This is a genomic window from Paenibacillus sp. sgz302191 (assembly GCF_057749925.1).
On the sequence record NZ_JBYLHY010000040.1, the window covers coordinates 21,942 to 34,885 of the forward strand.

12 protein-coding genes are annotated in these 12,944 nt (G+C 55.4%); all 12 read right to left on the reverse strand.

The features are described from left to right. Positions 1-995: 995 nt before the first annotated feature. Positions 996-1,961, reverse strand: a complete 966-nt coding sequence (glpX, locus tag AC3G2T_RS34355) for a class II fructose-bisphosphatase (protein ID WP_488438265.1) — start codon at positions 1,959-1,961, stop codon at positions 996-998. A 27-nt stretch (positions 1,962-1,988) separates the two neighbouring features. Beyond that, on the reverse strand, positions 1,989-2,702 hold the full coding sequence (locus AC3G2T_RS34360) for a FadR/GntR family transcriptional regulator (RefSeq protein WP_488438266.1): 714 nt from the start codon (positions 2,700-2,702) through the stop codon (positions 1,989-1,991). A gap of 12 nt (positions 2,703-2,714) precedes the next feature. Then, a complete protein-coding gene (locus AC3G2T_RS34365) occupies positions 2,715-3,440 on the reverse strand; it encodes a LutC/YkgG family protein (RefSeq protein ID WP_488438267.1) in 726 nt (241 codons plus the stop codon). Further along, positions 3,433-4,950, reverse strand: a complete 1,518-nt coding sequence (locus AC3G2T_RS34370) for a LutB/LldF family L-lactate oxidation iron-sulfur protein (RefSeq protein WP_488438268.1) — start codon at positions 4,948-4,950, stop codon at positions 3,433-3,435. The genes AC3G2T_RS34365 and AC3G2T_RS34370 overlap by 8 nt, the downstream gene beginning before the upstream one ends. Then, entirely contained in the window at positions 4,947-5,675 is a 729-nt protein-coding gene (locus AC3G2T_RS34375) for a (Fe-S)-binding protein (RefSeq protein ID WP_474681757.1), read from the reverse strand. The genes AC3G2T_RS34370 and AC3G2T_RS34375 overlap by 4 nt, the downstream gene beginning before the upstream one ends. A gap of 99 nt (positions 5,676-5,774) precedes the next feature. Continuing rightward, on the reverse strand, positions 5,775-6,542 hold the full coding sequence (locus AC3G2T_RS34380; protein ID WP_474681758.1) for a DeoR/GlpR family DNA-binding transcription regulator: 768 nt from the start codon (positions 6,540-6,542) through the stop codon (positions 5,775-5,777). Positions 6,543-6,563: 21 nt separating this feature from the next. Then, entirely contained in the window at positions 6,564-8,036 is a 1,473-nt protein-coding gene (locus AC3G2T_RS34385) for a rhamnulokinase (RefSeq protein WP_474681759.1), read from the reverse strand. Further along, positions 8,033-9,253 (reverse strand): L-rhamnose isomerase, encoded by a 1,221-nt coding sequence (gene rhaI / locus AC3G2T_RS34390; protein ID WP_488438269.1) that lies wholly within the window; start codon positions 9,251-9,253, stop codon positions 8,033-8,035. Before rhaI ends, AC3G2T_RS34385 begins: the two co-directional genes overlap by 4 nt. 30 nt (positions 9,254-9,283) lie before the next feature. Further along, on the reverse strand, positions 9,284-9,655 hold the full coding sequence (locus AC3G2T_RS34395) for a sensory rhodopsin transducer (RefSeq protein WP_474681761.1): 372 nt from the start codon (positions 9,653-9,655) through the stop codon (positions 9,284-9,286). Positions 9,656-9,669: 14 nt separating this feature from the next. Further along, positions 9,670-11,739: a bifunctional aldolase/short-chain dehydrogenase gene (locus AC3G2T_RS34400; protein ID WP_488438270.1), complete on the reverse strand. Its 2,070-nt coding sequence runs from the start codon at positions 11,737-11,739 to the stop codon at positions 9,670-9,672. A 23-nt stretch (positions 11,740-11,762) separates the two neighbouring features. Continuing rightward, positions 11,763-12,098, reverse strand: a complete 336-nt coding sequence (locus tag AC3G2T_RS34405; RefSeq protein WP_474681763.1) for a hypothetical protein — start codon at positions 12,096-12,098, stop codon at positions 11,763-11,765. Between the two features lie 409 nt (positions 12,099-12,507). Further along, entirely contained in the window at positions 12,508-12,813 is a 306-nt protein-coding gene (locus AC3G2T_RS34410) for a hypothetical protein (RefSeq protein ID WP_488438271.1), read from the reverse strand. Between the last annotated feature and the right edge of the window lie 131 nt (positions 12,814-12,944).

Genomic DNA, 12,944 nt, shown 5'->3' on the forward strand with positions numbered 1-12,944 from the left:
CCGACCTATTAGGTTCAATGTCGCCAACTTTCGCAAGATGATTTTCCGGAACACCTTCTTCCGCAACCATTGGCAGGCTAGCCGAGCGCCACGAACATCATTCGAGCGTTTGAAGCGGCAAGGAAGGGGGGCGCGAAAATTGCGAAAGGAAAGGCTGTTGAGAAATCACAAGAATCAAACAAGGCACCAAAAGGATGATCTAAATGACCTCTGAGGTTATTGCCCTCGCATAAAAATCTGAAGGGAAATCCATTGGACTTACTCAAAAGTCTGAATTATGCAGGAATTCCGGGTAAAAATGGGTTTGAGCAATTGCTGCACAATCTCATTAGCAAGAATGTTTCGCTGCAGGCGTCTCAACGAGCAAAAAGCTGCACTTTTGGGGCTGTTGAGAAAAACGTACATTGGAGAAACTCGTCCCTTTTTAAGCGCATCTTCCCCAACCCACGCCTCTCCTGCAGAGTTGCGCCGCTGAAGTTGGGGTATAGGGCTGCTTGACAGGCAAAAACCTGCGAAAGTGCAGGCTTTTTCTATAGAAATGGTTCATTTTGGCGAAAAGCTGCGATTGTGCAGGAATTTTTGATGAAAATGAACTATCGCCCATGTCCGCGGAGAAAAGCCTGCACAATTGCAGGAATTTTCCTTGGCCAGCGTATCAACCGGGAAAAAACTGTACTTTTGCAGGTTTTTCCCTCGCCACCAAGTAAATGTGCGTCTGGCAATGGCCTGTGAGCCCCTGTGCGTCCTGATGCGATAAGCTTTAGCCAGTGGGTTTCTGGGCTGCCTGACCCGGCTGGCTTTAGGCTGTAGATTTTTGGCTGTCTGACCCGGCCGGCTTTAGCCTGTAGATTTCTGGACAGCCGATGCGACCGGCCTTAGCCTGCGGGCTTCTGGGCTGCCTGACTTTTGCAGGTTATCTGTGCAAGAGGGAAATGTTCTTCGATCAAGCGCCCCCGCCCTGCGTAGGCAGCAAGCTCTCCACAAGCGATATAGCTTCAGCTTTTCAAAAACGGTTTGTTCGGCAAATAGTGCATCGAGCGGATGTAGCGGATCGTTTTCGTTTTCGCTCTCATGACGATGGAGTGGGTTTCGGCCCGTTCGTCGGGGAAATACCGCACACCGCCCAAAAACTCGCCCGGCGTCACGCCGGTAGCGGCGAAAATGACATCGTCCGAGCCCACCATATCTTCCATGGTCAAAATTTTGTAAGGATCGCTGATGCCCATCTGGATACAGCGGTTGTATTCGTTGGCGTCGGCAGGCATCAACCGGCCTACCAGCTCGCCGCCCAGGCATTTGAGCGCGGCCGCGGCAAGAACGCCTTCGGGCGCCCCGCCCGAGCCGACGTAAAGGTCGATCCCCGCCTCGGGGAACGCCGGGGCCATTGCTCCGGCCACATCGCCGTCGGACAAAAATTTGATCCGCACGCCGACTTTCCGCAAGCTTTTGACGATCGATTCGTGCCGGGCCCGGTCCAAAATCATGACCGTCAGGTCGGACACTTTTTTGTTCAGAGCGGCGGCGGCCTTTTGCAAAGTCACTTCCATAGGATCGCTAATGCTCAGCTTGCCGACCAATGCCGGCCCCACGGCCAGCTTTTCCATGTACATGTCAGGCGCATGAAGCAAATTTCCTTTTCCCGCTACAGCCACGACCGACATTGCATTGTTCAGCCCTTTGGCGACGATCTCCGTGCCTTCCAGCGGATCTACCGCAACGTCGACTTCGGGACCGTTCATGCTGCCCACTTCTTCACCGATGTACAGCATCGGAGCTTCGTCCATCTCACCTTCGCCGATGACGACCGTTCCTCTGATGGACACGGAATCGAACATGGCTCGCATCGCCGAGGTCGCTGCACCGTCCGCACTGTTTTTGTCTCCCCTGCCCAGCCAGGGCGCAGATGCCAGAGCCGCCAATTCCGTAACGCGTACAATTTCGAGCGATAGTTCCCTTTCCATTGTTAACCCCCTTTGCGGTCTATGGAATCAGTTTTGCAAATATTTGACCAAAATACTCTCGACATGCTCCAAATGCTGTCTCATCGTATGTGCGGCCTTATTCTTGTCTCCGGCTTTCACGGCCTCATAAATGGCCAAATGCTCTTGAAACAATCGCTGTCCCACAGAAGAATTCGCGTACATCTCGACACGGCGCGTCTCTCTGATCGCCATTTCCATCGGGCTCATAATGGAATCGAACAACCGGACCATCGTTGAATTGTGCGTGGCCTTGACGAGAGCGAGATGGAACAGCAAGTCCGTCCGCTCTCCCTCCAGCTCGTCGCCGATCGCCCCTTCCATCTCCTTCACCAAACCGTACAGCTCTGCAAGATCCTCATCCGTCCGCTTCTCCGCCGCGATCGCCGCATTCGAAACTTCAAGCGCCTGGCGCGCTTCAATGAGTTCAAGCAGCGTCGTCCGGTTCATGCGCAGCGATTCCAGCTTGGGCATCGGGATTTCTCCGGCCGTACTGCTGATGACGGTGCAGCCTCCGCCCTGGCGGATTTCAATCAATCCCATCGCCTTCAAAGCGCTCAGCGCCTCCCTGGTCGTCGACCGCCCTACGCCGAAACGTTCCGACAGCTCCTTGGTGGAAGGCAGTTTATCCCCCACTTTGAGCCGGCCCTGAACGATCAAATTGTGCAGCTGCTCGGTGATCGCTTCGTAATGGTTGCGTTTTGTCAGTTTGGTTACTTCCATAGTATGGCCTTTCTACCCTACGATCAGCGCGTAAACGATGCCCGGACCGTGGACGCCGATGGTCAGGTCGTTCTCGATGTCCGCCGACCGGCTCGGTCCCGAAATAAAATGAATGCCCGCAGGCAGCTGCTCTCTTCCGGCGCGGTCGAAGTTCACAAGCACTTCTCCGAGCCTTGTGCGCAGCCGATCCGCCGGAATGACCGCGAACAGCACCGTCGGCAGCAGGCTGACCGACCGCCCCTTGTCCTGCGAGGACAGGACGGTGATCGAGCCGGTGTAGGCCGCGGCATAGTCCGCGATGACGACGCCGAAATCGGCCTCGGCCGCGCGTGCTTTCCAATGCTGCTCGGGATCGCTGTTCCAGACCGAAACCGCGGCGTCCTGCAAAGCCTCTTCCAGACCGAGGCTGTCCAGCTCCGGCTGGTTTTGGCGAATGACGTACCTGGCGCTCATTTCGTCCGCTTTTTGTACGATGAATCGCTTGACTTCCTCCCAATCGCTCAGACGCGCCACATGTCCGCCCGCACTGCGGAAATTGTCCGTAAAGCGGTCGATCCGCTCTTCCGGTGACCATTCGAAATCGTGCCAGAAGTCCGGGGCTCCCCGGAAAGGACGGGCGGGCTTCTCCGTCACCCGCGGCCGCTTCAGCTTGCTCGCGATCCCGTTCATAAAAACCTGCTGCCGGGAGCGCGATTCCGCCTCCATCTGCTTAAGCCATTCCTGATGCGTATCAGCCATGATGATGCCCTCCTCCTTGTTCGCGCTTCTTCACAATATCTTCCATACGTTTCTTGATCGAAGGATCCATTTCCTTCAACTCGCGGTGAATTTCTTCGGCAAAAGCTCCCCATTGGTCGCGGAACGACTCCTTGGGCAGACTCGGGGTGACGCGGTAGCTGTTCCAGCCTTTCAAAGGTCCCAGCTTCAGCCGGATAACCCCGTCGCGGGCCACGAGCTTTTGGCCGATTTTGCCGAGCTTGAGCACTCCCGCAAACGTTTTGGAGCTGCCGGTCAAAGTCGAAAAACCTTTCATCCCGAACGATTCCAGCTTGTTGCCGTAGCCCCTTTCCACTTTGCGGCGGCGCAAAGCGACAAGCATGTCGTGCAGCGGAATTTTCACCGGACATGCCTCGTAGCACGCGCCGCACAGGCTGGACGCATTCGCGATGTCGTCCCATTCGGCGACATTTTTGTTCAGCGCCGGCGTCAGCACCGCGCCGATCGGGCCGCTGTACGTCCCACCGTAAGAATGGCCGCCGATATGCCGGTAAACCGGGCAGGCGTTCAGGCAAGCTCCGCAGCGGATGCAGTTAAGCAGCTCCTGGAATTCCGGATCTCCGAGCTGGAGCGAACGGCCGTTGTCGACGATGATGATATGCATCTCGTCGGGACCGTCGGCATCCGCCTCCCGGCGCGGGCCGGTAATGCCGGACATGTACACCGTCAGCTTCTGGCCTGTCGCCGAACGCGGCAGCAGCGTAGCCATGACTTCCAGGTCCGACCAGGAAGGGATAATGCGCTCCATGCCCATGAGCGTAATTTGCGTTTGGGGAACGGTCGTCACCATCCGCGCGTTCCCTTCGTTCTCAAACAGCACCATCGAACCGGTTTCGGCGATGGCGAAGTTGCAGCCGGTCATGCCGATGTCGGCTTCGAGAAATTTTTCGCGCAGCTTTTTGCGGACGAAGCCGGCGAGCACCGACGTGTCCGGGGGCAGCGTTTCGCCGGCTTCCTTGGACAGCAAATCGGCGATCTGGTAACGGTTTTTGTGAATCGCCGGGATAATGATGTGCGACGGCGTTTCGCCGGCCAATTGGATAATGTACTCGCCAAGGTCCGTCTCGACGGCTTCCACGCCGATCGATTCCAGCGCATGATTCAGGTGCAGCTCCTCGCTGACCATCGATTTGGACTTGACAACGGACTTCGCCGCCTTCCGCTCCGCAATGGCCAGCGCGATTTTCACCGCTTCTGCGCCGGTATCGGCAAAATGGACATGAACGCCGTTCGCGCGCGCGTTATCGACAAACAGATTCAAATAATAGTCCAGATGGGCGATCGTATGCAGCCGGATTTGCCGTCCGCGCTCGCGCCATTCGTCCCAGTTTCCGTGCTCTTCGGAAGCTTTCTTCTTCCCTCCGCGCAAACGCTCGGTCGTAAAGCGCACCGCCTTGCGCAAAAACTCGTCGTTTAAAGCCAGCTCAGCCCGCTCCTTGACCGTGGATGCCGCCATATGCTTCGCGCTCATGCCTGGTTCACCCCTTCATACAGCAGTTCGGCCAAATGCATCACTTTGACCTTCTCGCCCCGGTAGCGCAAATTGCCGGCAATGTTCATCAGGCAGGCCATGTCGAGGCCGACCAGCACTTCGGCTTCCGTTTCCTTGACATGATCGACTTTCTCCGTAACCATCGCTCCGGAAATGTCCGCCATTTTCACCGCAAAAGTACCCCCGAACCCGCAGCAGTCCTCGGCAAAAGGCAGCGGCACGAACTCCAGGTTCTTGACGTTTTGCAAAAGTTCCATCGGCTCATCCTTGACGCCGAGCAGCCTGCTTCCGTGACAGGACGGATGATACGTCACCTTGTGCGGAAACACCGCGCCGACATCCGATACGCCGAGCACCTGCACGAGGAATTGCGTAAACTCGTACGTTTTTGCTTGCAGTTTCTCGGCTTTTTGCCGAAGAACGGGATCGTCTTTGAACAAATCCGGGTAATGATGAATCATGTACGTGCACGAACCGGAGGGAGAGATGACAAAATCGCTGTCTTCAAACGCTTCCAAAAGCGTTTTCGCAGACGCCCGCGCATCGTCCCAGTAGCCGCTGTTGTAGGCAGGCTGGCCGCAGCACGTCTGTACAGCAGGAAATTCAAGCTCTACGCCGTATTTGGCCAAAAGCCGGACCATCGATTGCCCGACCCGCGGAAACAGGGCATCGCTCAAACAAGTAATAAACAAAGAGACTTTCATGGGACACCTCTTTTACGAAGTAAAGTATGTTATCAGGTTATCAGACATGTTGGACAAACAGCAGAACCTGAATATTCGAATCAGGCTCCGCTGCTGTAATTATACGATATGATACTGCATGCCTCGATCTTTTAGTTGGCCTATCGTTTCGTCCGAAATGCGTCCGTCCGTAATCAGCGAGTCGACATCCTGGAATTCGGCCACGTGCGTAAAAGCCCGCACGCCGAATTTGCTTGCATCGGCCAGCAAAATGACCCGCTCGGCGATCTCGATCATCTTTTGCTTCACACGCGCCTGCATCTCGTTCGATTCGCTGATGCCGCGCTCCAAATGGACACCTTTGCAGGACAAAAACAGTTTGTCGACGTGATACGCGTCCAGAGAACGCTCGGCCAGCGGGCCGACATACGATAGCGACCGCTTGGCAAGCTGTCCGCCGGACGAAATCACTTCGATCTTTTCTTTTCCGGCCAGTTCCGTCGCCACTTTGATGGAATTGGTAAGAACGGTAAGCGGAATGTCGGGAAGGAAAGACGCCATGTACCATGCAGTCGAGCTGGCATCGAGAATGATCCGGTCATGCGGCTGAATGGACAGAACAGCTTTCTGCGCAATTCTTTTCTTCTCTTCGGCAAAGGTGACTTCCCGCTCGAAAAACGGCGTCTCCGACTGCTGCTCCTTCCCTTCCTTCACGCTGACCGCCCCGCCGTGCGACCGCCGCAGGCGGCCGGCAAGCTCCAGACGGTCCAAATCGCGGCGAATCGTCTCTTCCGTCACCTGGCACAATTCGCTTAATTCGGACACACGGATGCTCCCTCTTTCATTGACCAGCTGTACAATTTTTTCATAGCGCTCCGCGACCAACATCCGATAACCTCTCTCTAATCGTTATTCCTTAAGTCCTGTTGCATGAAGGAACCGGCCGTAGGCCTCCTCCCATGCTCCCCGGTCTTCGGGCTCGTAGACGGCGACCGGGAATGACTCCGCGATAACTTTGCGGGCTTCCCAAATGTCCGCAAACACGCCCTGGGCCAACCATTGCACGACCAGATTGCCGATAGCGCTGCCCTCAGCGGGGCCGGCCCATACCGGTTTGCCGATGGCATTCGCGGACCACCGGCACAGAAGCTTGTTCTGAATGCCTCCGCCGACCATATGCAGCCCGCCGAATTGCTGACCGGAAACCTGCTCCGTCATTTTCAACACATAACGGTATTTTAACGCCAGACTTTCCAAAATACAACGAACAACCTCTCCGGGCTGCTCAGGCGGCTTCTGCCCGGTTTGCAGGCAGTACTGCCGGATGCGCGGACTCATGTCTCCGGCATGCAGGAACGATGCGTCGTCCGGGTCGATCCAGGAACCGAATGCGGGCGCTTCCTCCGCCAGCTTCACGAGCTGAGGGAACGTGTATTCTACGCCGGAACGGTCCCATTCCCGCTTCAGCTCCTGCAAAATCCAGAGCCCCATTATGTTCTTGAGCAGGCGGAACGTATGTCCGACCCCGCCTTCGTTCGTAAAGTTCAGCTTCATAGACAGCTCGTTGATAACCGGACGATCGACCTCCGTGCCCATGAGCGACCACGTTCCGCAGCTCAAGTAAGCGAACGAGCGCTCCAGGGCGGGCACGGCCGCTACCGCCGAGCCGGTATCGTGCTCCGCAACCGCGATGACCGGCACTTCGGGCACGCCAAGCTCCGAGCTGACCGAGGACAGCAAACGGCCTGCATGCGCCCCGGGATGTACGACTTGGCCGAACAGTTCGCCCGGAATTCCGATCGCAGCGAGCAGCTCGCGGTCCCATTGCCCCAAGACGGGGTTGTACAGCTGCGTCGTCGTCGCGTTGGAAAATTCGTTCGTCATTTCGCCCGTCAAATAATACCGCAGCAGGTCCGGAATCATCAGGAACCGCCTGGCTTCTTTTAAAAACGGGGAATCGGCGACTTTCAGGGCTGCCAGTTGATAAATCGTATTAAATGGAAGAAATTGAATGCCCGTACGCTCGAAAATAAATTCCCGTGGAATCGTTTCGAGCACCTTCTCCATCGTTCCTTCCGTATGCAAATCCCTGTAATGGTACGGGTTGCCCAGCAATTCGCCGTTGCTGCCGACGAAGCCGAAATCGACCGCCCATGAGTCGATGGCGAGACTGTCCGGCGATACGCCGCGGTGCTTCGCTTTCAGCAGCCCCTGCTTGATTTCATGATACAACCGCAAAATATCCCACTGCAGACGTTTGCCGACCTGTACCGGATCGTTGGAAAAACGGTGAAGCTCCTCGACCTCGATGGTCCGGTCGGTCAAGCGGCCGAGCAGCGCCCGGCCGCTGCTCGCCCCCAGATCATACGCGAGGATGCTCACCAGCTCGCACCGCCCTTGCCTCTCACCAAAATTTGTTTGCCGTAGCCGCTTTCCAAATAAGCTTTCATCGGATCGACCGGCAAGTCCTGCTCTTCGCGAATAGCGTGAAGCAGCGGCGTTACGTCGAACTCGAACGCTTTGCGCACGGCATTTTCGGCGCCGAGCACATCGCCGCTTATTTGCGCAGCTTCCACCTCTGCATGATCGATCAGCAGCGCTTTGGCGTACTGCGTTTGCACGTTGAGCACGGAGCGCAGCATCGCCGGAATTTTCGCCTCAATGTTGTGCGACTGGTCGATCATGTAAGCGATGTTGGCGACGTTGCTGCGAATTCCCGCATCGGCATCGCCCGCCGCATTCAGAATTTGATAAAAAATCAGGAACAGCTCGTATGGATTCGTGGTACCGACGATCAGATCGTCGTCCGCATATTTCCGGCTGTTGAAATGGAAGCCCCCTAGACGCTTTTCGTCGATGAGGTATGCGACGATATGCTCAATGTTCGCGCCCTGGAAATGATGGCCGGTATCTACGAGCACTTCCGCTTGCGGCCCCAATTTCAGCGCATAGTTGTAGGCCATTCCCCAATCCGCCAGATCCGTATGATAAAAAGCCGGCTCAAAACATTTGTACTCGATCAGCATGCGCATTTCCGGCGTCAAGGCGCTATACATGGCGCTCAGCGCCTCGAGCATCCACGCTTTGCGCTTGCGGATATCCCCTTGTCCCGGGTAATTCGTACCGTCGGCGAACCACAAGCTTAAATCGCGCGAGCCCGTCTCTTTGGCAATGTCGACGCACTCCAGCAGGTGGTCCGTCGCTTTGCGGCGAATCGCGGCGTCCGCGTTCGTCACGCTGCCCAGCATGTAGTCCTCGTCCTGGAACAAATTCGGATTGACGGCGCCGATCTTCAGCCCGAGGCTTTCGGCATGATTGCGCAGCTTGCCGTAATCGTCGACTTTGTCCCACGGAATATGGATAGCGACCGAAGGACACAAGCCTGTCAAGCCGTGCACCTGCGCGGCGTCGTCGAATTTTTCGAACGGATTGCGCGGTACGCCTGTTTTTTGAAACACTTTAAAACGAGTTCCGGAATCCCCGTAGCCCCAGGACGGCGTTTCGATTTTGAGCGCTTTCAACGTAGCTTTTACTTGGTCCAGATTGATTCCTCTTGCTTGCTGCTGCTCTTCGAATAACGCATAAGCGCGATCTGACATGTATATGCACCCTCTCAAAATGTTGTTCGTTTACTTGACCGGAAACGCCATGGTCGACATCAGCGTATTCTCGGCCTGCGTCGAGTCCAGACGGCTGTATTGGACAATGATCGGAATATCGCTTTGAACTTCTATAGCGTAAGGAACGCCGACCGGAATCGGCGCCCCCTCTTTATTCAGCGTGCTCGTGCGAATATGTTTCGTGCGTCTGGCAGGAACGACGACCAGAATGTCCTCCATCGGCTCCCGGTCTTCAAAATAAACCGTAAACCGGAGAAGCGCCTCGTCCGACGAGCAGTTCAGCACGCAAACCGACTCATGGCTCGTAAGCTCTCCCGAGCTTTTCTCCGGAATGTAGCCGTCCGGAATAAACCAGTACTTTTCGCCTCTAGCTTTGTACATACGCTCACTCCCGTTTATCGAGTAAATGCAGCCGGCACACCGCCGTCAATCGTCAACATGCAGCCTGTCGTTTTGTCTGACTTGGAGGATGCAAAGAACGCAATGCCTTCCGCGATGTCTTTGGGGAAAATGTTCACGAGCAGCGTCGTGCGCTTGCGGTAGTACTCTTCCAGCTGGTCGGGCTCGATGCCGTAAGCGGCTGCGCGCTCGTTTCTCCAGCTGCCGTTCCAAATGGCGGAGCCTTGCAGAATTGCATCCGGCAAAATCGTGTTGACACGGATGCCGAACTCGCCGCCCTCGGCCGCGATGCAGCGCGCCAGGTGCGCTTCAAGCGCTTTGGCCGCGCTGTAGGCGGTGGCGTTTTTGCCTGCGTACACCGAGTTTTTGGAGCCGATGAATACCATGTTGCCGCCGATGCCCTGCACTTTCATCTGCTTGAACGCTTCGCGGGCGACCAGGAAATAGCCTGTGCCCAGGACGTTAATGTTAAGGTTCCATTCCTTCAGCGATGTTTGGTCGAAAGGACTGGAAGTCGCAAGTCCGGCATTGTTGACGATGATGTCGACGCCGCCGTAGGCAAGCGCAGTCTCGGCGTAAGCGGCGGCGACCATCTCTTCGCTCGTCACGTCCATTTTTACGGCGATGGCGCGGTTTTCGCCGAATTTGTCGTTGATCTCGCCGGCAACTTTTTGCGCGCCTTCCAGGTTCAGGTCAGCTAGCACGACGTGAGCGCCTTCGGATACGAGACGGCGGGCCGTTTCGCTGCCGATGCCGCCAGCGCCGCCAGTAATGAACGCAACTTTGCGGGAAAATTCGGCCTCTGCAGGCGCAAGCGTCAGTTTATACAGCTCAAGCGGCCAGTATTCGACATAGTAAGACTCGTTCTCGCTGAGCGATACGAATTGGCCGAGCGCCGTTGCGCCTCGCATTACGGCGATAGCGCGGTGATACAGAGCGCCGCTCACTTTGGACATCGCCCAGCTTTTACCGGTATTGATCATGCCGATTCCCGGGATCAAAATAACGCGTGGAGCCGCTTCGAACATGACGTCTCCTTCGTTTTTGTTGCGGTCGAAGTAGGCTTTGTACTGCTCTTTGTAAGCGGCGATGCCTTCTTTGAGCTTCGTTTTCAGTCCTTCGATATCATCGGCGTTCGGCTCCCAGTTGATGAAGAGCGGAACGACTTTCGTATGAACCAGATGGTCCGGGCAAGCGGCGCCGACCTGGGAAAGCGACGGTGAATCTTGGCCGCCGACAAACTGCAGCACATCGGCCTCATCGTCGAATGTCAAAATCATTTTCTTGGCGTCGCTGACCGCTCCGCGAATCGCAGGCATCACTTCGGCCGCGATGCTGCGGCGCACTTCCTCAGGCAGCGCTTCGTATTTCGCTCCGCCGAACAGCTTCGCTTCATTAATACGGGATTCGATATAGGATTCCGCTTCGGTGATGATTTTGATCGTCTGTGCATAGGTGGCTTCGGACGTTTCGCCCCACGTGATGAGACCGTGCTTCTCCATCAGCACAAGCTCCGCTTTCGGGTTGGCGAGCACGCCTTCGGCGATCATTTTGGACAGCGTAAAGCCAGGGCGCACGTACGGTACCCACACGAAGCGGTCGCCGAAAATTTCGCGGGCGATTTCTTTGCCGTTGTCGGCACAGCACAGGCTGATGATGGAATCCGGATGTGTATGGTCAACATGTTTGAATGGCAAAAATGCGTGAAGCAGCGTTTCGATCGAAGCGCGGGGATGTTTGGAATCGATCATGCAATGAGTCAAGTAGCCGACCATTTCTTCGTCGGACATTTCGGACTTCTCGAACAGCGGACGAATGTCGTCCATGCGCAAGCCGGTAAAGTTGCCCGCTTTCATCGTAGCCAAATCGGAGCCGCTGCCTTTCACGTACATGACTTCGACATCACGGCCGCGGAAATCTTTGACAACCGTTTTGCTGGACGTATTGCCTCCGCCCCAGTTGCATACCCGGCGGTCCGATCCGATGATGTTGGAGCGGTAGACGAGCTCGTCAAGACCTCCTTGAAGCGCAGAAGCTTTCGTGTTATCCCACAAACTTTGTACCATGTAAACTACCTCCGACTTTACGTTCATTTTTGTATTTGTTTGTTTTTACTTGTTTTCATCTTACCATCTCTTTGTTTGGTTGTATATAAAAAAATAAAGAATTGCAAAGCTGCCGAAAAACCCGCCCGCATGCAGCCAGACACCCTATCGCCGCGCGTGGTTAGCCAACCGTCATTCGACGCCAAACCGCGCGCCGGGAGCTGCGCGCAGTGCGAAAAAGCGTGCAGAAAACCTGGGAAAGCCAGAATGTTGAAAAAGTGACTGGCTGAAGGGATCGGCGGGGGCGCAGCCGCTCTTACCCAACCTAATTCAGTCCAGTACGGGTTGCGGCGCTGAAGTGGGTCACGCTTCTCTTGCATGGGTTCCGGCGCTGAAGTAGGCCTCGCTTTCCCTTCTGGGTCGTTGCGCTGAAATGGGGGTGGACACGGCGGCTTGGCTGGGAGAAAGCCTGCAAAAGTGCAGGCTTTTTCTGTGAAAGTAGCTCATTTTGGCGAAAAGCCTGCGATTGTGCAGGAATTTTCGCTGAAAATGCACCAGAGCCCATGTTCGCGGCGAAAAGCCTGCACATTTGCAGGAATTTGACGCAGCGAGCGTATCCATCGAGCAAAAACTGCACTTTTGCAGGCTTTTTCGCGCAGCCAGGTAGATTGTGCGACCGGATCTAACGTGTGGGTTTCTGGTCAGCCTGCGCTTTATCCAACTGTTATATTGTAAAAACTTGAACCTGAAGCAATAGGACAGATTATTTTCATTGTGTGAGGGTGACGTTCACGGCGTCATGAGTGTTTTTGCAGGTTTGAACGGGTTTAAGCAAGTTGGGGCATAGTTGAGCGTGTTAAGCAGTTTGGGCGGTTTGGGCGGTTTGGGCAGTTTGGGCAGTTTGGGCAGTTTGGGCAGTTTGGGCAGTTTGAGTAGGTTGAATAGGTTGAATAGGTTGAATAGGTTGAATAGGTTGAGCACGTTGAGCACGGTTGAGTGAGCAGATTGAGCGGGTTCGAGCAGTTGAGCACGTTTGGCACGTTTGAGCAAATTGAGCAGATTGATCAGCTTGCGGCTTTTGCCAAGCGGTTTCACGAATAACTGCTCCCGGGCCACCCTCCTGCTGCCCTGACAAAATGTCGCGACTTGCTCCGGCAGCTCGAAACGCAAAGCTTGTTTATTTTTGTTTTCGTTTGTTTTTATCCGAACCAATAAAAAAAGAAGAA

Excerpts from the sequence above, each read along its gene's own strand:
- AC3G2T_RS34380 (WP_474681758.1), bottom strand. The coding sequence starts at position 6,542 with ATGTTGGTCGCGGAGCGCTATGAAAAAATTGTACAGCTGGTCAATGAA.
- AC3G2T_RS34370 (WP_488438268.1), bottom strand. The coding sequence starts at position 4,950 with ATGAGCGCGAAGCATATGGCGGCATCCACGGTCAAGGAGCGGGCTGAG.
- rhaI (WP_488438269.1), bottom strand. The coding sequence starts at position 9,253 with ATGTCAGATCGCGCTTATGCGTTATTCGAAGAGCAGCAGCAAGCAAGA.
- AC3G2T_RS34405 (WP_474681763.1), bottom strand. The coding sequence starts at position 12,098 with ATGCAAGAGAAGCGTGACCCACTTCAGCGCCGCAACCCGTACTGGACT.
- AC3G2T_RS34360 (WP_488438266.1), bottom strand. The coding sequence starts at position 2,702 with ATGGAAGTAACCAAACTGACAAAACGCAACCATTACGAAGCGATCACC.
- AC3G2T_RS34375 (WP_474681757.1), bottom strand. The coding sequence starts at position 5,675 with ATGAAAGTCTCTTTGTTTATTACTTGTTTGAGCGATGCCCTGTTTCCG.
- AC3G2T_RS34365 (WP_488438267.1), bottom strand. The coding sequence starts at position 3,440 with ATGGCTGATACGCATCAGGAATGGCTTAAGCAGATGGAGGCGGAATCG.
- AC3G2T_RS34400 (WP_488438270.1), bottom strand. The coding sequence starts at position 11,739 with ATGGTACAAAGTTTGTGGGATAACACGAAAGCTTCTGCGCTTCAAGGA.
- glpX (WP_488438265.1), bottom strand. The coding sequence starts at position 1,961 with ATGGAAAGGGAACTATCGCTCGAAATTGTACGCGTTACGGAATTGGCG.
- AC3G2T_RS34395 (WP_474681761.1), bottom strand. The coding sequence starts at position 9,655 with ATGTACAAAGCTAGAGGCGAAAAGTACTGGTTTATTCCGGACGGCTAC.